Source organism: Mesorhizobium sp. M1078, assembly GCF_040318615.1.
GTDB lineage: Bacteria > Pseudomonadota > Alphaproteobacteria > Rhizobiales > Rhizobiaceae > Mesorhizobium.
Genome location: NZ_JAMYMP010000009.1, coordinates 71,265 through 97,197, shown reverse-complemented (window position 1 = coordinate 97,197; position 25,933 = coordinate 71,265). Strand labels below are relative to the sequence as shown.

Annotated in this window: 24 protein-coding genes and 1 pseudogene; 5 read left to right on the top strand and 20 right to left on the bottom strand. The window is 62.7% G+C overall.

The window, feature by feature from the left end; all coding sequences use genetic code 11:
• Positions 1-26 precede the first annotated feature (26 nt).
• Positions 27-1,307: a nucleotide sugar dehydrogenase gene (locus NKH38_RS14690; protein WP_023692280.1), complete on the bottom strand. Its 1,281-nt coding sequence runs from the start codon at positions 1,305-1,307 to the stop codon at positions 27-29.
• Positions 1,308-1,375: 68 nt separating this feature from the next.
• On the opposite strand from NKH38_RS14690, the gene NKH38_RS14685 reads away from it, so the two are divergent.
• The 3 genes from NKH38_RS14685 to NKH38_RS14675 all read left to right on the top strand — a co-directional run bounded on the left by NKH38_RS14685 (position 1,376) and on the right by NKH38_RS14675 (position 4,938).
• Entirely contained in the window at positions 1,376-1,594 is a 219-nt protein-coding gene (locus NKH38_RS14685; RefSeq protein ID WP_023692281.1) for a hypothetical protein, read from the top strand.
• Positions 1,595-1,773: 179 nt separating this feature from the next.
• Positions 1,774-2,751 carry a UDP-glucuronic acid decarboxylase family protein gene (locus tag NKH38_RS14680; protein WP_023729167.1) on the top strand — a complete coding sequence of 326 codons (978 nt, stop codon included), beginning with the start codon at positions 1,774-1,776 and terminating at the stop codon, positions 2,749-2,751.
• A gap of 225 nt (positions 2,752-2,976) precedes the next feature.
• The gene (locus NKH38_RS14675; protein ID WP_352763082.1) at positions 2,977-4,938 is read left to right on the top strand and encodes a 3-hydroxyacyl-CoA dehydrogenase NAD-binding domain-containing protein; all 1,962 of its coding nucleotides are present in this window, start codon (positions 2,977-2,979) and stop codon (positions 4,936-4,938) included.
• Positions 4,939-4,945: 7 nt separating this feature from the next.
• On the opposite strand, the gene NKH38_RS14670 is transcribed toward NKH38_RS14675, so the two are convergent.
• The 5 genes from NKH38_RS14670 to NKH38_RS14650 form a co-directional block, all read right to left on the bottom strand.
• Positions 4,946-6,217 carry a cysteine desulfurase-like protein gene (locus NKH38_RS14670; protein ID WP_023682725.1) on the bottom strand — a complete coding sequence of 424 codons (1,272 nt, stop codon included), beginning with the start codon at positions 6,215-6,217 and terminating at the stop codon, positions 4,946-4,948.
• Between the two features lie 45 nt (positions 6,218-6,262).
• Positions 6,263-6,937, bottom strand: a complete 675-nt coding sequence (locus NKH38_RS14665; RefSeq protein ID WP_023667812.1) for an amino acid ABC transporter permease — start codon at positions 6,935-6,937, stop codon at positions 6,263-6,265.
• A 150-nt stretch (positions 6,938-7,087) separates the two neighbouring features.
• The gene (locus NKH38_RS14660; RefSeq protein WP_023682726.1) at positions 7,088-7,885 is read right to left on the bottom strand and encodes an ABC transporter substrate-binding protein; all 798 of its coding nucleotides are present in this window, start codon (positions 7,883-7,885) and stop codon (positions 7,088-7,090) included.
• A 76-nt stretch (positions 7,886-7,961) separates the two neighbouring features.
• Positions 7,962-9,161 carry a pyridoxal phosphate-dependent aminotransferase gene (locus NKH38_RS14655; protein WP_352741414.1) on the bottom strand — a complete coding sequence of 400 codons (1,200 nt, stop codon included), beginning with the start codon at positions 9,159-9,161 and terminating at the stop codon, positions 7,962-7,964.
• A gap of 156 nt (positions 9,162-9,317) precedes the next feature.
• A complete protein-coding gene (locus NKH38_RS14650; protein WP_352763085.1) occupies positions 9,318-10,079 on the bottom strand; it encodes an HpcH/HpaI aldolase family protein in 762 nt (253 codons plus the stop codon).
• A 120-nt stretch (positions 10,080-10,199) separates the two neighbouring features.
• On the opposite strand from NKH38_RS14650, the gene NKH38_RS14645 reads away from it, so the two are divergent.
• Complete coding sequence (locus NKH38_RS14645) at positions 10,200-11,291, top strand: LLM class flavin-dependent oxidoreductase (RefSeq protein ID WP_352446560.1); 1,092 nt, start codon at positions 10,200-10,202, stop codon at positions 11,289-11,291.
• Positions 11,292-11,314: 23 nt separating this feature from the next.
• On the opposite strand, the gene NKH38_RS14640 is transcribed toward NKH38_RS14645, so the two are convergent.
• The 14 genes and pseudogenes from NKH38_RS14640 to NKH38_RS14580 all read right to left on the bottom strand — a co-directional run bounded on the left by NKH38_RS14640 (position 11,315) and on the right by NKH38_RS14580 (position 25,017).
• A complete protein-coding gene (locus tag NKH38_RS14640; protein WP_023753961.1) occupies positions 11,315-11,710 on the bottom strand; it encodes a RidA family protein in 396 nt (131 codons plus the stop codon).
• 55 nt (positions 11,711-11,765) lie between these two features.
• The gene (locus tag NKH38_RS14635) at positions 11,766-12,914 is read right to left on the bottom strand and encodes an acyl-CoA dehydrogenase family protein (protein WP_352763088.1); all 1,149 of its coding nucleotides are present in this window, start codon (positions 12,912-12,914) and stop codon (positions 11,766-11,768) included.
• Entirely contained in the window at positions 12,914-13,726 is an 813-nt protein-coding gene (locus NKH38_RS14630) for an enoyl-CoA hydratase family protein (RefSeq protein ID WP_352763090.1), read from the bottom strand. Before NKH38_RS14630 ends, NKH38_RS14635 begins: the two co-directional genes overlap by 1 nt.
• Complete coding sequence (locus NKH38_RS14625; protein WP_023667803.1) at positions 13,723-14,193, bottom strand: MarR family winged helix-turn-helix transcriptional regulator; 471 nt, start codon at positions 14,191-14,193, stop codon at positions 13,723-13,725. Before NKH38_RS14625 ends, NKH38_RS14630 begins: the two co-directional genes overlap by 4 nt.
• Positions 14,187-14,960: an SDR family NAD(P)-dependent oxidoreductase gene (locus tag NKH38_RS14620; RefSeq protein WP_352763092.1), complete on the bottom strand. Its 774-nt coding sequence runs from the start codon at positions 14,958-14,960 to the stop codon at positions 14,187-14,189. The genes NKH38_RS14625 and NKH38_RS14620 overlap by 7 nt, the downstream gene beginning before the upstream one ends.
• Positions 14,957-17,251 carry a bifunctional salicylyl-CoA 5-hydroxylase/oxidoreductase gene (locus NKH38_RS14615; RefSeq protein ID WP_352763093.1) on the bottom strand — a complete coding sequence of 765 codons (2,295 nt, stop codon included), beginning with the start codon at positions 17,249-17,251 and terminating at the stop codon, positions 14,957-14,959. The genes NKH38_RS14620 and NKH38_RS14615 overlap by 4 nt, the downstream gene beginning before the upstream one ends.
• Positions 17,252-17,392: 141 nt before the next feature.
• Positions 17,393-17,992, bottom strand: coding sequence for a VOC family protein (locus tag NKH38_RS14610; RefSeq protein ID WP_352763094.1), 600 nt, complete (start codon positions 17,990-17,992; stop codon positions 17,393-17,395).
• A 77-nt stretch (positions 17,993-18,069) separates the two neighbouring features.
• On the bottom strand, positions 18,070-18,900 hold the full coding sequence (locus NKH38_RS14605; RefSeq protein WP_352763096.1) for an ATP-binding cassette domain-containing protein: 831 nt from the start codon (positions 18,898-18,900) through the stop codon (positions 18,070-18,072).
• A complete protein-coding gene (locus NKH38_RS14600) occupies positions 18,893-19,771 on the bottom strand; it encodes an ABC transporter ATP-binding protein (RefSeq protein WP_352667775.1) in 879 nt (292 codons plus the stop codon). Before NKH38_RS14600 ends, NKH38_RS14605 begins: the two co-directional genes overlap by 8 nt.
• Positions 19,768-20,616, bottom strand: coding sequence for an ABC transporter permease (locus NKH38_RS14595; protein WP_023695185.1), 849 nt, complete (start codon positions 20,614-20,616; stop codon positions 19,768-19,770). Before NKH38_RS14595 ends, NKH38_RS14600 begins: the two co-directional genes overlap by 4 nt.
• On the bottom strand, positions 20,609-21,616 hold the full coding sequence (locus NKH38_RS14590) for an ABC transporter permease (RefSeq protein WP_352654993.1): 1,008 nt from the start codon (positions 21,614-21,616) through the stop codon (positions 20,609-20,611). Before NKH38_RS14590 ends, NKH38_RS14595 begins: the two co-directional genes overlap by 8 nt.
• A 42-nt stretch (positions 21,617-21,658) precedes the next feature.
• Positions 21,659-21,771: pseudogene (locus NKH38_RS33355) on the bottom strand (endonuclease domain-containing protein); the annotation flags it as partial.
• A gap of 33 nt (positions 21,772-21,804) precedes the next feature.
• Positions 21,805-23,331: an ABC transporter substrate-binding protein gene (locus tag NKH38_RS14585; RefSeq protein WP_352763098.1), complete on the bottom strand. Its 1,527-nt coding sequence runs from the start codon at positions 23,329-23,331 to the stop codon at positions 21,805-21,807.
• Positions 23,332-23,442: 111 nt separating this feature from the next.
• Positions 23,443-25,017, bottom strand: a complete 1,575-nt coding sequence (locus tag NKH38_RS14580) for a phytoene desaturase family protein (RefSeq protein ID WP_352763099.1) — start codon at positions 25,015-25,017, stop codon at positions 23,443-23,445.
• A 119-nt stretch (positions 25,018-25,136) separates the two neighbouring features.
• On the opposite strand from NKH38_RS14580, the gene NKH38_RS14575 reads away from it, so the two are divergent.
• Positions 25,137-25,928: a cyclase family protein gene (locus NKH38_RS14575; protein WP_023682742.1), complete on the top strand. Its 792-nt coding sequence runs from the start codon at positions 25,137-25,139 to the stop codon at positions 25,926-25,928.
• Positions 25,929-25,933: the final 5 nt, after the last annotated feature.

Here is a 25,933-nt window from a genome sequence, read left to right as displayed (position 1 = left end):
ATCCTAGCGTTAATTTCAGGCGAGCTTTACAAGCTCCAGTATTTTATGTTGTCGGGAACTTCATTGGGCTTGATGGCCGACTTGACATCGAACAGTGTCCCCCCCGGCCTGATCATTTGAAAAAGACGCGCTCTTTCGTTGGTGAGATATTGCCTGTGAGGCACCGCCAGAACAAGCGCCTGCAAATCGTTTATCTCATCGAGCGGCAGGATTGTTTCGCCGTGATCACGCCGAGCGGTTTCGACATCGGCAAGGGGATCATGGACTTTGGGGACAATTCCGAACTGCCTTAGTTCCTTGACCATGTCGAAAACGCGGCTGTTGCGCAAATCCGGCACGTCCTCCTTGAATGTCAGCCCGAGAATGCCGACAGAAGCCCCTTTGACGGGCGTGTCAGAACCAATCAGCCGTTTGACAACCTGCTGGGCGACGAAGGCCCCCATGCCGTCATTGATGCGACGTCCGGCGAGGATGATCTGCGGATGGTAACCTTCTGCCTCGGCCTTGGCGGTCAAATAATATGGATCGACGCTGATGCAGTGGCCGCCGACGAACCCCGGTTTGAAGGGAAGGAAGTTCCATTTCGTCGACGCAGCATCAAGAACATCCTGCGTCCGGATATCGAGCCGCTCGAAGATCATTGCCAGTTCGTTCATCAGCGCGATGTTCAGATCGCGCTGGGTGTTCTCGATAACCTTCGCTGCCTCGGCCACCTTGATCGACGGGGCGCGGTAGACGCCGGCATCGATGATACGGCCATAAACGTTCGCGACGCGCTCCAGCGTCTCGTTATTCTCGCCGGAGACGACTTTGACGATCTTTTGCAGCGAGTGTTCTCGATCGCCGGGGTTGGCGCGTTCGGGCGAATAGCCGAGGGCAAAGTCGCGGGGATGTCGCAGGCCGGAAACCTGCTCGATGATCGGCCCACAGAAATCTTCGGTCACACCTGGATAGACTGTCGACTCAAAAACGACGACGGCGCCTTTGCTCACCGCCTCGCCGACGAGTTCGGACGCCAGTTTCAAAGAAGCTAGATCGGGAGCGCGATTTGCGTCGATAGGGGTTGGCACGGCGACGATGAAGAAAGTAGCGCCTTTCAACATCTCCCGGTCGGTGGTCAGCCCTATCGAGGTCTCCTTGAGCGCCGTTGCGTCAACTTCCCCCGTACGATCGACGCCGCCATGCAATTCCCCGATCCGACGCTCGCTGATGTCAAAAGCTATGGTGCCGGGGAAAACCTTCCCAAAGGCAATGGCTACCGGCAGGCCGACATAACCCAGGCCGATAACTGCAATGCGTTCGGACATCCGTGGGGTTCCTCGAGCCACCTGTTGAGCCGACGTGCTTGTATGGCAGGCTGTTGGCCAATTCAACGATGCTCTATCGCGAAGAGGAATGTCTCACGCAAATAGGCGTCACCGTTTTTTTCATGTTGCCATCCGCCGATGTCATCGAAGTTGTGGATAAAATCCAGCAGGATCGGGTTTCGAGCCACTCTCTGCTGCGGATTGGGGTGAACCGTCAGGTTCTGCCGGCCATCTACGCAGCGGCGGCCCTGACGACAGGGCTGATATTCTCTGCTGCCAATCCATAGGCCACTATCGGCCTCAATCGTGCCTTCTGATCAAACCAAATGCCCGGATCGGAATTCGCATCGGCACCGAGCGGATCTGCGAAATTTCAGTTTGGTCCTTGTGCATTGGCTGCGGACACGTCGTATCCTGCGTGTGGCGACCGATATCTGGTCGATCAGCATTTGCCTGGGAGCAGAAATTGGCCAGACTCTATGACAGCCGCAGACGCATTCTCGTTACCGGGGGCGCAGGGTTTATCGGCTCGCATCTTATTGACCGCCTGTTGGAACGAGGCGACGAAATCTTGTGTGTCGACAACCTTTTCACCGGATCAAAGCGCAATATCGACCATTTGGCCAAGCATCCCCGCTTCGAATTCATGCGCCATGACGTGACCTTTCCGCTCTTCGTCGAAGTCGATGAGATTTACAACCTGGCGTGTCCGGCCTCGCCTGTTCACTACCAGTACGACCCGGTTCAGACGATCAAGACCGCCGTGCACGGCGCCATCAATGTTCTTGGACTGGCAAAGCGGCTGAAATGCAAAGTCTTTCAGGCCTCCACCAGTGAGGTCTATGGTGACGCGTCTGTGCATCCGCAGCCCGAGAGTTACTGGGGCAATGTAAACCCGATCGGGCCGCGCTCATGCTACGATGAAGGCAAACGCTGCGCCGAAACGCTGTTCTTCGACTATCACCGACAACATGGCTTGTGGGTCAAGGTCGCGCGGATTTTCAATACGTTCGGGCCGCGCATGCACCCGGCAGACGGCAGGGTTGTCTCAAATTTCATCGTGCAGGCGCTTCGTGGTGAACCGATAACCATTTTCGGCGACGGCTCACAGACAAGGTCGTTTTGCTACGTCGACGACCTGGTGAGCGGCATGCTGCGCCTCATGGATACGGGGCCGGAGGTGACCGGTCCAGTAAACATCGGCAATCCAAGGGAAGTAACGATCAGGCGCTTGGCCGAACTGACGACGCAGATGACCGGATCAGGTTCGGATATAATTTACCGCGATCTTCCGCAAGACGATCCGCGGCACCGCCAGCCCGATATCACCCTTGCCAAAAGGCTTGTCGGCTGGGAGCCGACGGTGACTTTGGAAGCCGGGCTGCAACAGACGATCGACTATTTCAAAGCCCTGCTGCCGAAGGTTTCCACAAACTCGCCTTGACCCGGCACCGCAGTGCAACCGTCAAGTCTGACCGATCACCGTCGTGGTAGCGACGCCTTTTGCAGTCGACTCCGGTAGGCTTGAAGTTTTTTGAATTCTAATTATTTTAAGCTTGAAATTATTTGAAGAACCCCATGGCGCTTCATCCGTCCGAGCCGGGACACCGGCATTTGGCGGAGAGCAGAAGGAGGAGGAAGATTTGCCGTCGTTCCGGGATAAAACTCCATGAACACAGCACGATTTTCCGAGAGTGTCACAGGCAAGATCGTCGATGGCGTTCTCGTCGTCACGATCGAAAATCCGCCGGTCAACGCGCTGTCCTTCCATGTCAGGGCCGGACTGATGGCTGCGCTTGGGCGTGCGGCGTTGGATGAAGTGTCTGCCGTGGTGCTGACCGCCATTGGGCGCACCTTCATCGGTGGCGCCGATATCAAGGAATTCGGCAAGCCCGCTATCGAGCCCACACTGCCTGAAGTGATCGAAGCGATCGAGAGCTTCGCGAAACCGGTCGTCGCGGCAGTTGGCGGCGCGGCGCTCGGCGGCGGCTGCGAGATTGCGCTGGCCTGCCACTACCGGGTGGCCAGCAAGGCGGCCAGCTTCGGCCTGCCCGAGGTCAAGCTCGGGTTAGTGCCTGGGGCCGGCGGAACCCAACGCCTGCCCCGCCTCATCGGCACGGTCGCCGCAATCGACCTGATCGGCACGGGTCGGCCCGCGAAAGCCGACGAAGCGCTCACTCTCGGTCTGATCGATGCCATTGCAGACGATCTTCCCGAAGGCGCGCTCGATGTCGCCCGCCGTCTCGTTGGCCAACCGTTGCGGCGCACGGGCGCGCTTTCCGTCCCACGCTCGCAACCCGAAGCCGAAGCGGCAGCCCCAAGAAAGGTGCTTTCCCGCAGCCGTGGACAGATCGCGCCTGCAGAAGCCGTGAGACTGGTCCAGGCCGCGTCCACGGCCAAACTTGAGGACGGTCTTGCGGACGAACGCGCGACCTTCCTGCGCCTCCGGGATTCTCGCGAAGCGGCAGCGTTGCGCCACGTCTTCTTTGCCGAGAGGCAAGCCAGCAAAGTCGACAGGCTGGAGGGTGTCACGCCTCGCAAGGTCGAGACCGTCGGTATCGTCGGAACCGGCCTGATGGGTGCAGGCATCGCGGTCTCGGCCTTGAATGCCGGCTATCGCGTAATCGGCATCGAGCAGAACGACGACGCCGCGGCAAAAGGATACGAGCGTATCGCCGGGCTTCTCGACAAGTCGGTCCAATCCGGCCGTCTCACCGATCATGCGCGCAGGGAGGCGCTGAGCCGGTTTGAAGCGGCCAGCGACGCCGGCAGGCTGGTGCAGGCCGATCTGGTCATCGAGGCAGTGTTCGACGATCTCGCGGTAAAAACCGAACTCTTCCGGAAGCTCGAACGTATCGTCCGCCCGGACGCCATCCTTGCGACCAACACCAGCTACCTCAACCCCGACGAGATCGCCTCTGCAACCGCCCGGCCCGAACGGATCGTCGGCCTGCATTTTTTCTCCCCGGCCAACGTCATGCGGCTCACCGAAGTGGTGGATTGCGCGGCGACGGCGCCCGATGTGCTCGCCTCGGCTGTCGCGTTCGTCAGGAAGCTCGGCAAGCTGCCTGTCGTGTGCGGCGTTACCGAGGGTTTCATCGGCAACCGCCTCTATTCGGCCTACCGCCGCGAGGCGGAGTTCATGGTGGAGGATGGCGCAGCACCGGAAGAGGTGGATGCCGCGCTGGAGGCCTGGGGCTTCCCGATGGGGATCTTCGCGGTCAACGACATGGCTGGGCTGGAGATAGCCTGGGCGCGGCGCAAGCGACAGGCGGCGATGCGCGATCCGCAAGCACGTTATGTCGAGATCGCCGACCGGCTGTGCGAGGCCGGCCGCTTCGGCCGCAAGACCGGGCGCGGCTGGTACGATTATTCCGACGGCGAGCGCAGGAGCGACCCGCAAGTGGCCGCGCTGATCGAGGCCGTTCGGGCGGCCAAGGACATCGTGCCGCGCCGCTTTTCGCCCGATGAGATCGTCACGCGCTTGCTGGCGGCAATGGCCGAAGAGGGCAAGGCCTTGCTTGCCGAAGGCATCGCGGCGCGTGCCTCCGACATCGATCTGGTGATGATCAACGGCTATGGCTTCCCGGCCCACAAGGGCGGGCCGATGTTCCGCGCCGGAGAGGTTTAAGGACCAGCTACGACAGCCTTGCGATGACGGCGCGCAGTGCCTCGCCGAAACGCCTGACCTCGTCGACCGTGTTGTAATGGACCAGCGAGGCGCGGATGGCGCCGCTGTCCATCGACAGGTTGAGACGCTTCATCAGCCGGGGCGCATACATATGGCCGTCGCGGATGCCGATCTGCATGTCAGCCATTTCCTCGACGATCCGCTGCGGCGACAGCTTGCCGATGTTGAAGCAGAATGTCGGCACGCGTTCGTTGATGCGGGCTTCCTCGGCGACGCCGTAGATCGTGGCATTGCATCCCTTGAGCACGGCGAGCATCTCACGCGCCAGGAGCACTTCGTAATCGCGGATGGCGCCCATGCCGGCAACGATGTTGTCGCGCCGCGAGCGGTTGTTGGAGGGCGCCAGATTGCGGCCGATCAGTTCCAGGTACTGCACTGCGGCATCCATGCCCGAGACGTTCTCGTAGATGAAGGTGCCTGCCTCGACCTTGTAAGGCGGCTCGTCGGGGATGAAATCCTCGCGGAAGGTCGGCAGCCGCTTCAGCGTTTCGAAGCGGCCCCACAGAAAGCCCATATGCGGCGAGAAATTCTTGTAGCCGGAGCAGACGAGATAATCACAGTCCCAGGCCTGCACGTCGATCAGCCCGTGCGGTCCGTAATGCACGCAGTCAAGGAACACTTCGGCGCCGGCCGCATGCGCGATCGCGGCCACCGAAGCGACGTCGACGATCGAGCCGATCGAATGCGCGGTCACCGTGCAGGCGACGAGACGGGTGCGATCGGAAACCAGCGGCTTGAGGTCGTCGACATGCAGGTTGCCGTCCTCGCGCATGCGCCACCATTTGAACTTGGCTCCGGCGGGCTCCAGCGCCAGCCACGTGGCGATGTTGGCGTCGTGGTCCATATCGGTGATGACGATCTCGTCGCGCTCTGTGTCCTTGGCCAGCATCTGGCCGATGCCGAGGCTGACCAGGCGAATGAACGAGGTGGCGTTCATGCCGAAGCAGATTTCCGACGGACTGTAGGCGTTGATCAGCAAGGCCACGCTCGTCCGAGCATCCGCAACCGATTGGTCCACCGTGACCGAGCGCCCATAGCGACCACCACGCTGCACATTGTGCGAGACCAGGTGATTGGTCACCGCGTCGAGCACGCTCTGCGGGATCTGCGCGCCGGCGGCGTTGTCCATGAAGATGAAATCACCGGCGCGCTGCAAGGCCGGAAACATGGCGCGGATGGTGTCGACCGGAAAGCCGCCGGCGGCTTGGGAATTGCTCAACTGTATCTCCTGCGAATGGCTTGGGAAGCGGCACGGTTGATGAGGTCAGCGCGTCTTCTCGGTCTTGAAGCGGTCTTCGAGCAGGCTGACGAGGCGGACCATCGGCCAGAGGAAGATGAGATAGACCAAAGCGGCGCCGATCAGCGGCGAGGGATTGGCATAGAGCGACTGCGCGTTGGTCGCTTCCTTCAACAGTTCAGGCAGCGCAACGGTGGAAGCGAGCGACGTGTCCTTGAACATCGAGACGCAATTGCTGGTCATCGGCGGGATGACGACGCGGATCGCCTGCGGCAGCACCACCTTGCGCAAGGTCAAAAGGAAAGGCAGGCCGAGCGCCTGTGCTGCCTCGAATTGGCCTTTCGGAATGCTCTCAATGCCGGAGCGGAACACTTCTGCTGAATAGGCCGACATGATGATGGCGAACGCCGTCACGGCGGAGGCCCAGGACGACAGACGGATGCCGAGGAAGGGCAGCGCATAATAGATCAGGATCAGCACCACCAGCACCGGCAGGGCGCGGAAGATGTCGGTGTAGCCGACTGCCAGCCAGCGCAGCGGCTTCGGCGCATAGAGCCGCAACAGGCTGATCCCCAGGCCGATGGGAATGCCGATGCCGATACTCAAAATGCCGAGCAGCAGCGTGTTCAGGAAGCCACGCAACAGCGCCGGCAGGCTGGACATGATCACGTCAGGATTGAAGAAGGTGTCGATCAGCGACATGGGAGCGTTCCCGAACCCCAGAGCAAAGGATGCTCAAGTTAAAACCAATCGACCTTGCCTCCCATGAGGCTATCCGTGCGGCAGCAGGCGCCGGAGCGTGAAATGAATCGTGCCGGCCCGGGAGCCGGCACGATTTAAGTGCATTGCCGGTCAGGCCTTGGGCAGCGGCATTTCCTTGACCGTCGAGGAATCGGCTGGCGCGTCGCTGCCGAACCACTTCTTGTGGATCGCGGCCAGCGTTCCGTCCTTCTTCATCGCGGTCAGCGCGTCGTTCAGCTTGCCGAGCAGCGGATGGTCCTTGCTCATCATCAGGCCGTACTGTTCGCCGGTCTTGATGCGCTGCTTGACCTTGAGGTCCTTCATCTTGGTGAAGGAGTATTCCATGCCCGGAATATCGCTGACGGCGGCGTCCACGCGGCCCGCGCTGAGGTCGAGCAGCAGGTTCTGCTGCGTGTCATAGCCCTTCACGTCGCTGTAGCCGTCAGCCTCCTGATGCGCCTTGACCCAGGTCTCGCCGGTCGAGCCTGAAAGCACGCCGACGATCTTGCCCTTGAGGTCGGCCTCGGTGTTAACAGCGCTATCGGTCTTCGTCGCAATGCCCATGTCGGAGTCATAATAGGGCTGGGTGAAGGACAGCGTTTTCAGTCGCTCCGGCGTGATGGTGATCGAGGAGATCGCGACATCGATGCGGTTGGAACTGACAGCCGCGAACAGCGCCTGGAAGCCGAGGTCGGCAATGTCGGTGGTCATGCCGGCACGCTTGGCCGCTTCGTTGACGATGTCGACTTCAAAGCCCTCGAACGTGCCGCTCTCGTTCTTGTATTCGAAGGGCGGATTGGTCGGGTAGGCGCCGACATTGAGCACATCGGCGGCAAAGGCGGTGGCCGGGCCGGCAGCGATGCCGATGGTGGCGGCGAGAAGAAGCAGGTTGCGACGAGTGAAGCTCATTTTGTGTTCCCTCTGGTTGTGATCGGGCGGGTTTGCTCCCGCACGGTTTGTTGCCGTCCCACCTCCCAGCGGGGCGTCAATTCATGGCGGCGACCATGCGCTCGAGCGCGGTCGCTATCTGGTCGCGTTCACGGCACACGCACATCCGCAGGAAGGCCGCTGCCGAATTTCCAAAGAGGTGGCCGGGAGCCAGCCCGACGCGCGCCGTCTCCAGTATCCTGGCGCAGGCCTGCCGGGCGTCGCTTTCGCCGTCCATGGCAAAGAAGGCATACATGCCTCCGCGCGGTTTCGTCGGCAGGATGATGCCGGGAATCTGGGCCAGCCTGTCATAGGCAAGGTCGAGGCCGGTTTTGATCCGCTGCCTGATCTCCTCGACCAGCGGCTCACCTTGGCGAATGGCGGCGACAGCGCCGGCCTGGATCGGCGCGGCGGTGCCGCTGTTGATATACTGCGTCATGGCGCCAAGCTGGTCGGCTACCCCCGACGGATGCGTCAGCCAGCCGATGCGCCAGCCGGTCATCGCCCACGCTTTCGAAAAACTGTTGACCGACAGCACCCGGTCGCCATCCTCGGCGATCTGCAGGATGGAAGGCGCAACATTGCCCTCGAAATAGAGCCGGCCATAGACCTCGTCGGAGATGATCCAGATGCCGGTGCGCCGGCTGAAGTCGAGCAGCGCCTGCATCTCATCGCGCGACGCGGTCCAGCCGGTCGGGTTGGACGGCGTCGACAGGAAGATCGCGCGGGTACGCGCATCGCAAGTGGCGAACAGCCGGTCGAGATCGAGATGCCAGTCGCCCTTGAAGTCGAGCGAAAACGGCCGTGGCTCGCCGCCGATCAGATGGATGGCGTTGTGGATGTTGGGCCATTGCGGCGCGACATAGACGACGTTGCTGCCGGTATCGACCAGCAGTTCCAGCGCCAGGTACAGCGCCTGCATGCCGCCGGGCGTGACGGTGGTGCGCGCAATCGGGATCGACCGGCCGTGGATGCGCGTCTGATACTCGGCCAGGGCTTCGTTCAGTGGCCCATGGCCACGCATGTTGGGGACGTAGAACGTCTGGCCTTCATCGAAGGCGGCCTTCGCGGCATCGCGGATGAAGGCCGGCGTCACCATGTCGCCTTCGCCGTACCAGAGCGCGATCACGTCGCCCAGTTCTCGGGCGCGCACGGCAAGGTTGGCAATGTTTTCGGTGTGCAGGTCACGGATCTGGGCACGTACGCCGTCGAAAGCATAACGCGCGCTGGACGATGACTGGGGCAGTATGAACGACAAGGACTGAAACCCCTCCCACCCGGAGCACCGCGACGGACTGCCCGGCAAGCCCCACCGGCACGACAGTCGCCATCGAGTTTGGATGCTATCCAATGTGCTGCGCTTTTCAAGGAAAAAGTTTTAAGCTTAAAAAGTTTTTGCCCGATCCCGCCCGTCTCACCCCAGCTCGGCGCGCGCAGCGGTGCAGTTGGCCGCAGCGCCGGCGCCAAGAAACATCGTATCGCTGGCCAGCACGAAGAAGCTCGCGCCGATAGCGGCCCACTGGCTGATCGTCTGTGGGCTGGCGCAAAATATACCCGATGTCCTGCCATGCGCGACGGTCGCGCGGATGATCCTTGTGATCGCCTCATTGAGCTTGTCCACGCCTTTCGGCCCGATCGCATCGATCGACACGGAGAGATCGCCGGGGCCGACGAAGCCCACATCGATGCCGTCTATGGCCGCGATCGCCTCGATGTTGGCCAGCCCCTCCGATGTCTCGACCTGGACCGCGACGACCACCCTGTCATTGGCCGCGGCCAGATATTCGGGAATGCGATAGCCATAGCCGGCCGCGCGGCCAGGCCCGACGCCGCGCTCGCCCAGCGGCGGATAACGCGAGGCTTTCACCGCCGCCTCGGCCTGAGCAGCGGTCGAGACGCGCGGCACGAGCACGCCTTGTGCGCCGCTGTCGAGCGCCGCCTGGATAGCTTCCGGCGCATGACCGGGAACACGCACCATGGCCGGCACGCGATGCACGTCGGCCGCGCGCACCATGGTTTCGATCGTGTCGCGCGCGATCTGGGCATGTTCCCAGTCGATGCAGACGAAGTCGAGGCCGGTGAGCGCCATCACTTCGACGGCGACGGGATGGGGAATAGCGGCGAAGGAGCCGACGAGATTGGTCTTGCCGATGCACTTCTGACGGAACGCGCTCATATCCATCCCCTTTTCCCCTCCAAATTCATATCCGCAATCGGCGGCGAGGCGAAGCTATTTCAGGCTTGAAATATTTTTGCGCGGGCCTAGCGTGTCGGTCTCCCGCCACGAGTTCCCATGATGATCAAAACGCATCCCCTGCACGGCTCGAACAAACTGAAGCTCGGCGTCTTTTCGACCAATGCCGATGGCGGTCTAGCCATCACCGATGTGCCGGAACGCTGGACGGCAAGCTGGCAGGACAATCTGACGGCGGCGCAGATCGCCGACCGCGCCGGGCTGGAATTTATGCTTCCGATCGCGCGCTGGCGTGGCTTTGGCGGCCGCAACAAGGTGCGCGAATGGTCGTTCGAGACCTTCACCTGGGCAGCAGCTCTGGCGGTGGCCACCGAGCAGATCGGCCTGTTCATGACCGTGCATGTGCCGCTGGTGCATCCGCTCTATGCCGCCAAGGCGCTGGCAACTGTCGACCATATCAGCCAGGGCCGCGCCGGCTTGAACATCGTCTGCGGCTGGAACCCGAAGGAATTCGGCATGTTCGGCACGCCTTTGGTCGAGAAGGGCTACGACCAGGCCGCCGAATGGATCGAAATCCTGGAAAAGCTCTACGCCTCGGACCAGCCTCTGGACTATGAAGGCACATACTATCGCCTCAAGGAGGCGGTGAGCCGGCCGGCGAGCCTGCAGGTTCCACGCCCGGTGACCATGAACGCTGCTTTCGGTGGCCCGGGCCGGGATTTCGCCGCCGCCCGATGCGATTATCTGTTCACGACCTTTTCGGAAATGAGCGATGCCGGCAAGCATGTCGCCGACATCAGCGAGCGGGCCGACAAGGTTGGCCGCAACGTCGGCGTCTACACGGTGGCGCATGTCGTCTGCCGTCCAACCATGGAAGAGGCGCAGGCCTACTACACGCGCTATGCCGTCGATCTGGTCGACCACGATGCGGTCGATGCTCATATGGCAGGCAAGAAGGAGTTCTCGCAGTCGCATGACCCGCATGCCTATGACCGCTACCGGCAGCGTTTCGCCGGCGGCGCCGGCACCTACCCGCTGGTTGGAACGCCGGAAACGATTGCCGCCGAGATGGCGGCAATAGCCGGGCATGGCTACCAGGGCATCGCGCTGTCGTTCGTCAACTACACCCAGGAACTGCCCTATTTCTGCGACCACGTATTGCCGCTGCTGAAGCGGGCGGGGCTGCGCTGCTGATCAATCCGGGAATAGCGAATTCGTTAATCCGGAATGACGGCGGTTGCCTGAATCTCGATCTTGGCGCGATCTTCCACCAGCGCCACCACCTGCATGGCGGCCATCGCTGGGAAATGCCGGCCGATCACCTCGCGATAGGCCTCGCCTATACCCTTGAGATTGCCGAGATATTCGGCCTTGTCGGTGAAATACCAGGTCATCGCGGTGATGTGCCGTGGCTCCGCGCCGGCTTCCGCCAGCACGGCGACGATGTTTTGCAGCGTCTGCCGCACCTGGCCGGCGAAATCGTCGGTCTCGAACTGGCACTGCCCGTTCCAGCCGACCTGTCCGCCCACGAAGACGAGCCTGCCGCGCGCGGCAATGCCGTTGGCGTAGCCGACCGGTTTCGCCCAGCCCTCCGGCTGCAGGATCTGGTGCATTTTCAAGCCTCCCCGGTATTCTTAAAACCAAATCTCAAAATCAAATACGTCGCTGTCAGGCCGCGCCCATCACCTGCCGTGCGATCACCACCTTCTGCACATCGGATGCGCCCTCGTAGATGCGTAGCGCGCGGATCTCGCGATAGAGGCTCTCGACGATATGGCCCTTGCGGACGCCGTCCCCCCCATGCAGCTGCACAGCCTTGTCGATCACCTCTTGCGCCTTGTCGGTGGCGAACAGCTTGGCCATCGCCGCCTCGCGGGTGACACGAGCCGCGCCCATGTCCTTGGTCCAGGCAGCGCGGTAGACCAGCAGCGCTGCGGCATCGATGTCCAGCGCCATGTCGGCGATATGGCCTTGCACCATCTGCAGCTCTGCCATCGGAGCGCCGAAAAGTTTGCGCTCGGCCACCCTGCTGATGCTTTCGTCCAGCGCCCGGCGGGCAAAGCCGAGTGCCGCCGCGCCTACCGTCGAGCGGAACACGTCAAGCACCGACATGGCGATGCGGAAGCCGTCTCCCGGTTTGCCGATCAGCGCCGAAGCCGGCACCCGCACCTGATCGAAGGAAAGCCGCGCCAGCGGATGCGGCGCGATCACTTCAAGGCGCTCGGCGATGCCAAGCCCCTTGGTGTCGGTGGGTACGAGAAAGGCGGAAAGTCCCTTGGCGCCCGGCGCCTCGCCGGTGCGGGCAAAGACGACGTAGATATCGGCGATGCCGCCATTGGAAATCCAGGTCTTCTCGCCGGTGAGGATATAGAAGTCGTCATTGCGGATCGCGGTCATTTCGGTGTTGGCGACATCCGACCCGGAGCGTGGCTCCGACAGCGCGAAGGCGGAAATCGTCTTGCCGGCCCTGGTCTTTGCCAGCCATTGCTGCTGGTCGGGTGTGCCGAACAGGCTGAGCGCGCCGGTGCCGAGCCCCTGCATGGCGAAGGCGAAGTCGGCCAACCCGTCATGGCGCGCCAGCGTCTCGCGCGTGATGCACAAGGTGCGGACATCGAGCGGTCCCGGATTGTCGGTATCGAGCGCCGTCGGCTTCAGCCAGCCGTCGCGGCCAAGTTTCGCCACCAGCTCGCGGCAGGCGGCATCGACGTCGTGGTGATCGACGGGAAGGTTTATCGCGCACCATGCTTCCAGCCTTTCGGCCAGTTCGCGGTGGCGATCTTCAAAGAACGGCCAGCGGAGGAAACTCCTGTCTGCCATCAATTCCCCTCGAACACCGGTTTTTCCTTGGCCACGAAGGCCTTGTAGGCGCGCTCGAAGTCACGCGTCTGCATGCAGATCGCCTGCGCCTGCGCTTCTGCTTCGATCGCCTGGTCGAGGCCCATCGACCACTCCTGGTTGAGCTGTGTCTTGGTGATGCCGTGCGCGAAGGTCGGGCCCGAGACGATGCGCGCCGCCATCTCGAGCGCGTCGGCCTCGAGCACTGCGGCATCGACAAGCCTGTTGTAGAAGCCCCAGCGCTCGCCTTCCGCTGCCGTCATCGTGCGGCCGGTGTAGAGCAATTCGGCGGCACGGCCCTGGCCGATGATGCGCGGCAGGATCGCGCACGCGCCCATATCGCAACCGGCAAGCCCGACGCGAGTGAACAGGAAAGCGGTCTTGGCCTCCGGCGTGGCGATGCGGATGTCGGCGCTCATGGCGATGATGGCGCCGGCGCCGACCGCGACACCGTTGACCGCCGCGATGATCGGCTTGCCGCAGTTGAGCATCGCCTTGACGAAATCGCCGGTCATGCGGGTGAAGGCGAGCAATTCCTTCATGTCCATCTTGACCAATGGGCCGATAATGTCGTGGACATCGCCGCCCGAGCAGAAATTGCCGCCATTGGGCAGGAACACCACGGCGTCGACGTCGTCGGCATAGACGAGATCGCGGAACGTGTCGCGCAGTTCCGCATAGCTGTCGAAGGTCAGCGGATTCTTGCGCTCCGGCCGGTCGAGCCGCACCTTGGCGATCCTGCCTTCGACTTCCCAAAGGAAGTGCTTCGGCTTGAGGCCGGCCATCGAACTCATTCGCGTCCCTCCCAGTTGCTGCGGAACGAGGTCAGCATGCCGGTCAGCCGGCGCGCATCCTCCTCGCTGACCTTGGCCAGCAATTCTCCGATCCAACCCTCATGCGCCGCGGCCATTGCGGCAAAAGATTTGGAACCCTCGTCGGTCAGTCGCACCATGGATGTGCGGCGATCGCCATTGCGGCGCGCGCGCGCGACCACCCCTTCCGAAACCAGCCGGTCGACGATGCCGGTGACATTGCCGTTGGATACCAGCAGGAAGCGCGACAGATCGCTCATCAGCATGCCTTCCGGCGCGCGGTAGAGGGCGGCCATGACGTCGAAACGCGGCAGCGTCGTATCGAATTCCTTCTTCAGGCGCTCGCGCAGCTCCGCTTCGATCGTGCGCGAGGCGCGCAGCAGCCTGATCCAGAGACGCAGCCGGTCCTTGCCGGGTCCCGACGGCGCGGGCAATGGGCCGGCTACCATGTTTCGCCTCCTGAGATCGAAATTGCTTGTCCGGTAATCGACGCAGCCGCATCGCCGCACAGCCAGAGCACCGCCGCGGCAACTTCCTGCGGCTGGATGAAACGGCCTTGCGGGTTGGTCGAGGCAAGGCTCGCCCGCGCCTGCTCGACTGAGCGGCCGGTCTTTTCGACGACGCGCTGAATGGACTCCTCCAGCATGCCGGTCTCTACGAAGCCCGGGCAAACGGCGTTGACGGTCACGCCGGATTTCGCCGTCTCGGCGGCCAGCGCCCGCATCAGCCCGACGACGCCGTGCTTGGCCGCCACATAGGGTGCGACATAGGCGTAGCCTTTCAGCCCTGCGGTCGAGGCGACGAAGACGATCCGGCCCGCCTTGCGTGCGGCCATGCCGGCCAGCGCCGGCTTCACCGTCAGGAAGGCGCCGGTCAGATTGACGTCGAGCGTGCGCTGCCAGTCGGCAAGCGAGGTCTTGTGCGCCGGCGTGCTGCCGGCCATGCCGGCATTGGCGACGACGATGTCGAACGGGCCGCGCACGGCTTCCGCTTGCGCGTAGAGCGAAATCATCGCCGCCTCGTCGGTGACATCGGCTGACATGGCGTGGATGCGGTCGTTCTCGCCGGCCAACTTGGCAAGCTCGGCGTCGCGCCTCCCGCATATGGTCACCTCTATGCCGGCCTCGGCCAGCACGAGCGCGATGGCCCGGCCGACGCCGGAGCCGCCGCCAGTGACCAGCGCATGTTTGCCTGAAATCGCCAAGGCCGTCGTCATACTTTCAGCCCCGCCGCCGCATCGCGCTCGGCCAGCCGGTAGATCTGGTCGCGTCCGGGCAGATAGGGATCCGGCCATTTGACACCACGATCACCGAGCGTCACGGCCGCATGCAGCGTCCAGTAGGGATCGGCGAGATGCGGCCGTGCCAGGGCCACCAGGTCGGCGCGGCCGGCCATCAGGATCGAATTGACATGATCCGGCTCGTAGATGTTGCCGACCGCCATCGTCGCCATGCCGACCTCGTTGCGGATCCGGTCCGAGAACGGCGTCTGGAACATTCGGCCATAGACAGGCTTGGCGGCAATCGAGGTCTGGCCTGCCGAGACGTCGCATATGTCGACGCCGGCTTCGTGCAGCATCCGCGCGATCTCCACCGCATCGGCCGGCGTCACACCTTCGATGCCGACCCAATCATTGGCCGAAATGCGCACCGAAATCGGCTTTCGCGGCGGCCAGGCGGCGCGCACCGCATGGAAGATTTCCAGGGGATAGCGCATGCGATTTTCCAGCGAACCGCCATACTCATCCGTGCGCTGGTTGGTGACCGGCGTGATGAAGGACGACAGCAAATAGCCATGCGCGGCATGGATCTCGAGCATGTCGAAACCGCAGCGATCTGCCATCTCGGTGGACGCGACGAACTGGTCACGCACCTCGTCCATGTCGGCGCGGTCCATGGCTTTCGGCACCTGATTCTCAGGCGACCATGCAATCGCCGAGGCCGCCATGACCGGCCAATTGCCCGAGGAGAGCGGCACGTCGGTGCCCTCCCAGCCGACACGGGTCGAGCCCTTGGCCCCGGAATGCCCGATCTGGGCGCAGATTTTAGCCTCGGTCTCGGTGTGGACGAAATCGACCAGCCGCTTCCACGCCACCTCATGTTCGGACGCATAGAAGCCGGGACAACCGGGCGTGATGCGTCCTTCCGGGCTGACGCAGGTCATCTCGATATAGACAAGCCCGGCGCCGCCCTTGGCACGCTCGGCATAGTGGGCGAAATGCCAGTCGGTCGGGCAGCCATCGACGGCCTTGTACTGCGCCATCGGCGAAACGACGATGCGGTTGTTGAGCTGCATGTCGCGCAGTTTGAACGGCGCGAACATCGGTGCCCGGCGTTGCCTGTTGCCGCCTGCCCCCGCCTGGCGCTGGAACCATTGCTCGGCGCTTTCAAGCCATTTGGCATCGCGCAGCCGCAAATTCTCGTGGCTGATGCGTTGCGAGCGGGTCAGCAGCGAATAATTGAACTGCACCGGATCGAGGCCGAGATAGCGCTCGACCTCCTCGAACCACTCCAGCGAATTGCGCGCCGCCGACTGCAGCTTCAGCACCTCGGTGCGGCGCGCATCCTCATACTTGCGGAAGGCGGCGTCGAGGTCCGGTTCGGTTTTGACATATTCGGCCAGCGCCACCGCGCTTTCCAATGCGAGCTTGGTCCCGGAGCCGATCGAGAAATGTGCCGAGGCCGCCGCGTCGCCCATCAGAGCCAGGTTCTTGTAGGACCAGCGTTCGCACAGCACGCGCGGGAAATTGATCCAGGCCGAACCTCTGATGTGATTGGCATTGGTCATCAGCGCGTGGCCGCCGAGATGTTTCTCAAAGATGCGCTCGCAGACGGCGATGGATTCCTGCTGCGACATGGCGCCGAAGCCGAAGGCAGCCCAGGTCTGTTCGCTGCACTCGACAATGAAGGTCGCTGTCTCGCTGTCGAATTGATAGGCGTGCGCCCACACCCAGCCATGATCGGTCTTCTCGAAGATGAAGGTGAAGGCGTCGTCGAATTTCTGGTTGGTGCCGAGCCAGACGAATTTGCATTTGCGGGTGTCGATGTCGGGCTTGAAGACTTCGACGAAGGTGTTGCGCGCCCTTGAGTTCAGCCCATCGGCGGCGACGACCAGATCATGCGTCTCCATATAGTGCTGAGGGTCGGCGATATCGCTCTCGAACATCAGCCTCACGCCAAGTTCGCGCGCGCGTCGCTGCAGCAGAATCAGAAGCCGCTTGCGGCCGATGCCACAGAAACCGTGGCCCGACGAGACCGTGCGCACGCCGTCATGGATGACGGCGATGTCGTCCCAATAGGCGAAATGCTTCTTGATCCATACAGCGCTGACCGGGTCGTTTTTGGCAAGGTTGTCGAGTGTTTCGGCCGACAGCACGACGCCCCAGCCGAACGTATCGTCGGCGCGGTTGCGCTCAAACACCGTGACCTCGTGGGCGGCGTCCCGCAGCTTCATTGAAATGGCAAAGTAGAGGCCGGCTGGTCCGCCACCGAGAACCGCAACCTTCATCCGTGCGATCTCCTCTTCGCTTGCTGCATATCAAGTATCGCGCCGGAGATAAAATATTTCAAGCTTAAAGTTTCATGTTGGAACGATTGCTGGACACGGGTGGCGCGCCTGCGGGCTGGCCCCGCAAGCGCGCTCTGGAAATTACTTGTCCGGGTTCTTCGGGCTCCACAGCACAGTCTCGGCACCCTTCTCATAGGCCATCCCATCGGGATAGCTGATCGCCTCCAGTTGCAATCCCCATGGCGCCTGGAAATAGAGGATGGTCTGGCCGGCCGCCGGACCTTCCTTCACCGGCAGCGGACCCAACCGCGTCTTCACCCCCTTGCCGTCGAGATAGGCTTTCGCCGCGGCGACATCATCGACATACATGGCAATGTGGAAGCCGCCGATATCGCTGTTCTTCGGAGTCAAATCCTTCTGGTCAGGCGCGGTGTACTTGAACAGCTCGATGTTCGATCCATAACCGCAACGCACCATGGTGACCTGCTCGATGACAGCCTTCGGATCGACGCCCAGAAGATCCTGCATGAAGGTGCCCTTGTCATCGGCGAACGGACCGAACGACATCGCCTTCTTGCAGCCGACGACTTCGGTGAAGAAGTCGACCGCCTGCTTCATGTCGGGCACCGTGATGCCGGTGTGGTCGTGGCCGCGCATGCCGGGGATCGCATCGGCCGAAGCCGTTCCCATCGAGCAGAACAGGATCGCGGCAAGCATCGTGCCGAGGGCTGCGTAATTCATATTACCCTCCGTTCGCGGGCTGATTTTGCCCTCATGCACGTCCGAAGCCCGCTGTTCGGCGTGGTGGGTGAACAGTCCTATGCCCGCGCTTTCGTTGCTGGCCGCAACCAGTCCGCGTCGATCTCAGGCAGTGGGATGGCGGCAAGCAGGTCGCGCGTGTAGGTCTCCCTGGGATTGTCGAACAGCGCATCGGTGGCGCTCGCCTCGACGATCCTGCCCTCGCGCATGACGATCACTTGTTGGCACAGCCGCCGGATGACCGACAGGTCGTGGCTGATGAAGGCGACCGTCAGCCCCATCTCCGCGGCCAGTCTCTCCAAAAGGGTGAGGATCTGCGCCTGCGTCGATACGTCGAGGCCGGAGACGATCTCGTCGGCCAGCACGAATTTCGGCGAAAGCGCCAACGCGCGCGCAATTCCGACGCGCTGGCGCTGCCCGCCCGACAGTTCATGACGATAGCGACTAGCGAAGCTTTGCGGCAGGCCGACGCGATGCAATGCCTCGGCGACGCGTTCCCTAAGCCTGTCGCCAAGCCCATTCTGCTTGAGCGGCGCGGCAATGATGCGGGCGACGGTGCGACGCGGGTTGAGCGACGACATCGGGTCCTGGAAGATCATCTGCAGGTCGCGGCGCAGAGGTCGCAGCTCTGCATCCGGCAGATGGGCGATATCGCGGCCCTCGAAATGGATGCTGCCGACGCTCGGCTCCAGAAGTCTGACAAGCGTGCGGCCGAGCGTCGATTTTCCGGACCCGGATTCACCGACGATGCCGGTCACCGAACCCCTCGGCAAATCGAAGTCCAGGCCTTTCAAAATCTCGGCCAGCGGCGCGCGGCCGATCAGCGGCTTGCGGGTCATGTCGGGCAGCGCCACCTTCAGCCCGCGCACGGAAAACAGCGGCTCAACCATGCGGCCGCCTCCACGCCTGGTCTGCCGCGTCGATCTCAGCGGCAAGCCCGGCCAGCACGGTCTCGTCCACCGGCATCAGCGAGGCGAAAGGATCTGTGTAACGCGGCGTCGCGGCCATCAGTGCCCGCGTGTATGGGTGCTGCGGGGCGCCGAAGAGAGCAGCCGTCTCGGCTTCCTCCACCACTTTGCCGGCATAAAGCACCGACACCTTCTGGCTGATCTTTGCAACGACGCCGAGATCGTGGGTGACGAACAGGATCGCGGTGCCATGCTCGCGCTGCAGCTCGGCGATCAGGCGCAGGATCTGCTTTTGCACGGTAACGTCGAGCGCGGTTGTCGGCTCGTCGGCCACGATCAGCCGTGGCTCGGCGGCGAAGGCGGCGGCGATCAGCACGCGCTGGCGCATGCCGCCGGACAGCTCGTGCGGATAGCATTTCAGCACCCGGTCGGGATCGCGGATCTGCACTTCATCCAACAATTGCCGGATCCGCTTGTCCGCCTTGTCACCGCTCCAGGCGAGAATGCGCACCAGCCGGTCAGTCATCTGCGGACCGATGCGGCGCGACGGGTTGAGCGCAGTCAACGGATCCTGCGGGATCAGCGCCGTGCGGGCGCCGATCAGCGTACGCCTTGCCTTGGGCTGCAGCCTGCCGAGCTCTTGGCCTTCGAGCTGCATGGCGCCTTCGACGATGCGCACGCTTGACGGCAGCACACCGAGCACCGCCTTGCCGATCATCGTCTTGCCGGCGCCGCTCTCGCCGACAAGAGCACGCACCTCACCCCGCTGCACGGAAAGCGACACCGAGCGCAGCACTCGCTGGCCGTTCGGCAGCACGGCGCTCAGATTGGCAATATCCAGGCAAGCGCTCATCGCAGCACCGGATCGAAGCGTGTCTTCAGCGCCTCGCCGAACTGGCTGAAGGACAGCACGGTGAGGATCAGCGTGACAAGCGGAAACACCAGCACCCACCAGGCTTGATGTATCGACAGCCGGCCCTCGGCGATGATGCCGCCCCAGGTGGGATCGTCGGTCGAGATCGACAGATTGACGAAGGACAGGATGGCCTCGACGATGACGGCGATGCCCATTTCCAGCGACAGCAGCGCCACGATCGAGGGCAGTACATTGGGCAGCACCTCGCGCAGCATGATGCCGATGCGGCCATAGCCGGCGATGCGGGCGTTCTCGACGTAGTCCATGCGCGACTGGCCCATCGCTTCGGCGCGGATCACCCGGCAAAAGCGCGTCCAGTCGATGATGGCGATGGCGAGGATGACGGAGCTGAGACCAGTGCCGAGCACCGCGACCAGCAGGATGGCGAACAGCACCGGCGGAAATGCCATCCAGACATCGACGATGCGCGAAACGATGCGGTCGGCCCAGCCGCCGAAATAGCCCGCAATCAGCCCGAGCGTCGAGCCGACGAGGCAGGCGGCAATCGCCGCAGCGAAGGCGACGATGAAGGCGATTTGGCCGCCGAAGATAAGCCGGGACAAGAGGTCGCGGCCGAGGCTGTCGGTGCCCAGCCAATAGCCGGGCTCGGTGCCATCGAGCCAGAAGGGCGGCAGCCGCTCCAGCATCAGATCCTGCGCCAGCGGGTCCTGCGGCGCCACCAGCGGCGCGAACATCGCGGCAAGAAGCGCCAGCAGCAGCCAGCCGCCGGCCAGCCACAGCCTCGGGCCCAATCCGCGCCGGGCCATGCGTGCCTCATCCATGGCGCAGCCTCGGATTGAGCAGCGCATACATCATGTCGACTGCAAGATTGATCAGCACGAACAGCAGCGCGAACACCAGCACGATGCCCTGGATCAGCGGCAGGTCGCGGTTGATGACGGCATCGATCGCCATATTGCCGAGCCCTTCGTAGGAAAACAGCCGCTCGACGATGACCGTGCCGCCGACAAGGAAGGTGAACTGGACGCCGACGAGAGTCAGTGTCGGCAAGGCAGCGTTCTTCAGCGCCTCGCGCAGGATAACCTGCGTTTCCGAAAACCCCTTCACCCGCGCCAGCACGACATAGTCGAGGTCCAGCACTTCCTTCAGCGACTGTTTCAGCAACTGCGCGATGATTGCGGCCAGCGGCAATGCCAAGGCTACTGCCGGCATCAGCATGTGCTTCAGCAGATCCCAGGTCAGGTCGAGGCGCAGCCGAAGCAAGCTCTCGAAGAAATAGAACTGGGTGACGAAGGGGAGGTCGAGCTGCGGCGACACGCGGCCGGAGATATCGAAGATCGGCACCAGCACGCCAAACAAAAGGATCAGCACGAGGCCCCACAGGAAATCGGGAATGGAAAGGGCGGCGCCGCTGGCGATATCGATGCCGGCTTCGACCGCCGTGCCGCGCTCGCGGGCTCCGAGGATCGCCGTCGTGCCGCCGAGCCCAACCGCCATGACGAGCGCGATGATGGCAAGTTCCAGCGTTGCCGGCAAACGATTGAAGACAAGGCTGAGCACATCTTGCCTGAGCGAAATCGAGGTGCCGAAATCGCCCCTGACGACGCCGGACAGCCAGATGAAGAATTGCTGCACGATGGTCTTGTCGAGCCCGTAGAGTGCACGCAGCCGGTCGATGTCGGCATCTGTCGCACCGGGGGGCAGCATCATGGCGATCGGGTCACCAGGCGCGACGCGGATCACGACGAAGACGACGACAGCCACGCCGAACAGCGTGATCAGCATCGTCAGCAGACGGATCAGGAATCGTTGCAGGAGCATTCTGGTGTTGGCCCAGTGCGTTTCTAACGAAGAGCCCCCTCATTCGTCCGCTTCGCGGCCACCTTCTCCCCAAGGGGAGAAGAGGTCACGGACAGCTGAGCTGGTCTTTTCTCCCCAGCGGGGAGAAGGTGGCCCGAAGGGCCGGATGAGGGGGCCGCTCAGCGAAGGGTGGCGCCCACAAGCCGATATCAGGCCGGGGTCATCAGCGCCGGCAGCAGCGCGCCGGACACATGCTGCACCACGTTGACGCCCTTGGCATGCACGATCGGTTGCGCATACTGAATCAACGGCAGCACATAGGCCTGCTCGGCGATATAGTTGTCGACAGCCTTCCAGCCGGCGATGCGCTTGGCCTCGTCCTTCTCGCCCCAGAGCGGATTGATCATGTCGATCAGGTCCTGGCTGTCCCACACCGAGTGCGGGCTCGGCCCATACATGGCAAAACCCGTCGACGTCGTCGGGTCGCCGATGGCGTTGCCCCAATTGTAGAAGGCGGCCGGCGCCAGCTTGTCGGCGGCGCGCAGTTCATAGTGCTTGGCGATCTCGTAGACCTCGATCGTCGCCTCGATGCCGACCTTGCGCCACATGCCGACGATCGCCTGGATCATCTCATAATCCTTGGGCTTGAAGCCCTTGGTCGTCTGGATGGTGAACTTGACCGGTTTTTCCGGCGAATAGCCGGAAGCCGCGAGCAGCTCCTTGGCCTTTTCCGGATTGTGCTCGACCTTGATCGAGGCGTCGAAGGCCGTGTACTCCGGGGTCTCCAGCGTAGCGATCGGTTGGCCATAGCCGCGCAGCAGCCGCTTGACCAGAAGCTCCTTGTCCACAGCCATGACGGCGGCCTGGCGGACGTTCTTGTCCAGCATCGCTTCGATGTCGTTGAAGAAGATCATGCCGATGTCGGAAACGGGCTTGCACGAGCCGGCAAGCCCGTCCTTGGCGATCAGCCGGTCATACTCTTCATAGGGGACCTCCAGCGTCACCTGCGAGGAACCGGATTCGATTTCGGCAACGCGGCTCGCCGCATCAGTGACGAACTTGATCGTCACATTCTCGAAGGCCGGCTTGTCGCCCCAATAGTGCGGGTTGGCCTTCAGTCGGAGGAAAGCATTTCGCTCGAATTTTTCCACCATGTAAGGGCCGGTGCCGATCGGCGCCTTCTCGAAACCTTCGGCGCCGACCTTCTCATAATAGGCCTTCGGCAGGATGTAGCCGGTCAGGAACGACATCCATTTAAAGTAGACCGGATCGAACTGCACGACGTCGCCGGTGATCTTGTTGCCGTCGATCTTGAAATTGTTGACGTTCTTCCAGACGAACTGGATCGGATTGCCGGTCTTTTCGTCGCCCGCCCGCTGCAGCGACCAGACCACGTCCTCGGGCGTGAAGGGCGAGCCGTCATGCCAGGTCACGCCTTCGCGCACCGTCATCGTCACCTTGGTGCGATCCTCGTTCCAGCCCCATTCGGTGAGCAGGCCAGGCGCAAAGGACAGGTCCGGCTTTTGCGGAATGAACTGGTCGAACACTGACTGGTAGAGGCCCTGGATCGTCGGGTTGACGGCCGAGGGTCCGGTGGTCGGATCCCAGGACGGCAGGTTGACGTTATAGGCGATGGTCAGTTCGCCCGCTGCCTTGGCGATCTGCGGCAGGCCGATTGCGGCCGCACCAAGTGCCGCGGCACTGTATCCCAGCAATTCGCGTCTGTTGATTGTCATGGTCGTTCCCCTTGTTGTTTGTTGTCTTTGCGCGGCACTACCAGTTCATAGCTTCAGGCTTCGTGGGGCAGCAGCGCCTTGCCTCTCGTCGCCTTCATGAAATCTTGCGAGCTACCTCCCGCCAAGCTGTTGCGCGAGCATGAAGCCGGAGGCCGCGCCGGTGCCGGCGCCGGGCCATGTCGCGGCGCCTATGAGATGCAGATTGCCGACCGGCGTGTTCCAGCCGGCATAACCGCGCGCCGGGCGGAACAGGAAATTCTGTGCCAGATGGTGGCTGCCGCAGACCTGGTCGCCGCCGACGAGATTGGGGTTCTCACGCTCGAGGTCGATTGGCGAGAACACTGCACGGCCGAGGATTTTCGGGCGCAGTCCGGGTGCGTATATCTCGATGATGTCGAGCACGCGCTCGGCGTAGGCATCCTTGACCTGATCCCAATGCGCGTGAGGTATCCTGCCTGCCGCATCGCCCAGGATTTCGGCAGACAGCATGCGCACTTGCACCCACAGCACATGTTTGCCCTGAGGCGCGCGCGACGGATCGATCGCGGTCGGCTGGCCGACGACCAGCACCGGTTCGTCCGGCAGCATGCCCGCCATCGCCTGCTGATAGGTGCGCGACATCGCGTCGAGCGACGGCGACAGATGCACATAAGCGAACTGCCGAAGCTCCGCGCCGGCGCGCCAATCGGGCAGGTCGTCGAGCGCCAGATGGATCATCATCGTGCCCGGCGCGTGCCGGAATTTCTGCATCGCCGTGTCGAAGCCGGCGTCGCCCGAACCGTTGGGTAGCAACCTGCCGCTCAACGCCTTGGGCGCGACGCCGGCAATCACTGCCTTGGTGGCCGTATGTGTCTCACCTGAAGCGAGTCGCACGCCCGATGCCTTGCCGCCGGCAACGGTGATCTCGGCAACTTCCGCCCCGGTGACGATCGTGCCGCCGGCCGACGCCACCATGCCCGACAACGCGCGGATGATGGTGTCGGCGCCACCCTTGCCCAGCACCATGCCGAAGCTCTGGTTGGCCATCGATTCAAGATAGGGGAATACGGCGCCGCCGGCGATGTCGGGGGCGAAGTCGAGATGCATGCCCCAGGTGGCAAGCGTTGCCCGCACATGCGCGGACTCGAAATTTTCCTCCAGCCAGGCGCGAGGCGATGACAACAGCAGCCGTCCCGTATTGAGCGCGCCGGACATGCCTTTCTTGCGCCACAGGTTCCAGGCGGTGCCGGCAAGCGCACGCGCACTCATCGGCGATCCCAGCAGCCGGAACAGGTGCTCGGCTTCACCCGGAAAGGCGGCGACCAGTCTACGCCAGGTCGCGGCATCGGCGGCGGAGAAAGCGGCCATGCGGCCGGTGGTTTTTTCCAGATCGTTGCTGACGCCGAACCAGCGTCCGTCCGGGAAGGCGCTGGCAAAACAGTCGGCGACCGGCGCGAACTCAAGACCCTGTGCTTTCAATTCATTTGCATATTTCCGGTGGAAGGCGGAGCCGGCGAACAGGCTCAGATTCATTGCACCGAAATCGTGCCGGAAGCCGGGAAGCGTGTATTCGTGGGTCTGGACGGCGCCACCGATTGCTGCGCTGCGCTCGAAAATCCCGGTTTTCCAGCCTTTGAGCGCGAGATGCGCGGCGCATGCCAGACTGTTGTGGCCCGCCCCGACGAATATGGCGTCAAACTCGCTCACGCCCCGTTCCCATTTCCTTTATGCTTAAAGATAATTGCAGATGCATATGTTTTCGTCTAGTAGGATATTAAGGGCCGAGACGAGCCTTGATCTTCACCATAAAGAGGGAACTTCAGACCATGGACACGCAAAAACTCCTCGGCGAAGTCGCCGGCCAGCTGCTTTCAGGCGCCATCAGGGTGGTCGACCTCTCTGCGCAACTCGGACCCGACACGCCTCTTATCAAGCTGCCGCCGGAGCTTGCCGTCGACACGCCAAAGGTCGAGATCCATAACATCTCCCGTTATGACAAGAACGGCCCGTGGTGGGCATGGAACTGGCTGAAGCTTGGGGAGCATTCGGGCACGCATTTCGATGCGCCGCAGCATTGGATCAGCGGCAAGGATTATCCGGACGGCGCCACCGACACCATTCCGGCGCAGAACTTCGTCGGCCCGGTCAATGTCATCGACTGCTCGAAGGAAGCCGCCGCCGATCACGATTTCCTGCTCACCGTCGACCACATCAAGGCGTGGGAGGCCAAGCATGGCGCCATCAGCCCTGGCGAGTGGGTGGTGATGCGCACCGACTGGTACAAGCGCAATGGTTCGGAGGCTGAGTTCCTCAACGCCAATGAGACCGGCCCGCATACGCCAGGTCCGACGGCCGAAGCCATCCAGTATCTGATCAGCAAGGACATCAAGGGCTGGGGCTCGGAGACGATCGGCACCGATGCCGGCAAGGCCGGCGGCATGGAGCCGCCATTCCCGGCGCACACGCTGATGCACAAGGCCAACCGCTATGGCCTTGCCAGCCTCTGCAACCTCGACCAGTTGCCGCCAAAAGGCGCCATCCTGATCGCCGCACCGCTCAAGATCGAACATGGCACCGGCAGCCCGATCCGCGCGCTGGCGCTGGTGTCGAAAGGCTGAGAAAG

Coding starts and splice junctions, on each gene's coding strand:
- NKH38_RS14575 (WP_023682742.1), top strand. CDS start 25,137: ATGGACACGCAAAAACTCCTCGGCGAAGTCGCCGGCCAGCTGCTTTCA.
- NKH38_RS14635 (WP_352763088.1), bottom strand. CDS start 12,914: ATGGCAGACAGGAGTTTCCTCCGCTGGCCGTTCTTTGAAGATCGCCAC.
- NKH38_RS14600 (WP_352667775.1), bottom strand. CDS start 19,771: ATGAGCGCTTGCCTGGATATTGCCAATCTGAGCGCCGTGCTGCCGAAC.
- NKH38_RS14665 (WP_023667812.1), bottom strand. CDS start 6,937: ATGTCGCTGATCGACACCTTCTTCAATCCTGACGTGATCATGTCCAGC.
- NKH38_RS14605 (WP_352763096.1), bottom strand. CDS start 18,900: ATGGTTGAGCCGCTGTTTTCCGTGCGCGGGCTGAAGGTGGCGCTGCCC.
- NKH38_RS14630 (WP_352763090.1), bottom strand. CDS start 13,726: ATGAGTTCGATGGCCGGCCTCAAGCCGAAGCACTTCCTTTGGGAAGTC.
- NKH38_RS14685 (WP_023692281.1), top strand. CDS start 1,376: ATGCTCTATCGCGAAGAGGAATGTCTCACGCAAATAGGCGTCACCGTT.
- NKH38_RS14640 (WP_023753961.1), bottom strand. CDS start 11,710: ATGCACCAGATCCTGCAGCCGGAGGGCTGGGCGAAACCGGTCGGCTAC.
- NKH38_RS14660 (WP_023682726.1), bottom strand. CDS start 7,885: ATGAGCTTCACTCGTCGCAACCTGCTTCTTCTCGCCGCCACCATCGGC.
- NKH38_RS14615 (WP_352763093.1), bottom strand. CDS start 17,251: ATGAAGGTTGCGGTTCTCGGTGGCGGACCAGCCGGCCTCTACTTTGCC.
- NKH38_RS14585 (WP_352763098.1), bottom strand. CDS start 23,331: ATGACAATCAACAGACGCGAATTGCTGGGATACAGTGCCGCGGCACTT.
- NKH38_RS14610 (WP_352763094.1), bottom strand. CDS start 17,992: ATGAATTACGCAGCCCTCGGCACGATGCTTGCCGCGATCCTGTTCTGC.
- NKH38_RS14620 (WP_352763092.1), bottom strand. CDS start 14,960: ATGACGACGGCCTTGGCGATTTCAGGCAAACATGCGCTGGTCACTGGC.
- NKH38_RS14645 (WP_352446560.1), top strand. CDS start 10,200: ATGATCAAAACGCATCCCCTGCACGGCTCGAACAAACTGAAGCTCGGC.
- NKH38_RS14590 (WP_352654993.1), bottom strand. CDS start 21,616: ATGCTCCTGCAACGATTCCTGATCCGTCTGCTGACGATGCTGATCACG.
- NKH38_RS14625 (WP_023667803.1), bottom strand. CDS start 14,193: ATGGTAGCCGGCCCATTGCCCGCGCCGTCGGGACCCGGCAAGGACCGG.
- NKH38_RS14650 (WP_352763085.1), bottom strand. CDS start 10,079: ATGAGCGCGTTCCGTCAGAAGTGCATCGGCAAGACCAATCTCGTCGGC.
- NKH38_RS14675 (WP_352763082.1), top strand. CDS start 2,977: ATGAACACAGCACGATTTTCCGAGAGTGTCACAGGCAAGATCGTCGAT.
- NKH38_RS14595 (WP_023695185.1), bottom strand. CDS start 20,616: ATGGATGAGGCACGCATGGCCCGGCGCGGATTGGGCCCGAGGCTGTGG.
- NKH38_RS14690 (WP_023692280.1), bottom strand. CDS start 1,307: ATGTCCGAACGCATTGCAGTTATCGGCCTGGGTTATGTCGGCCTGCCG.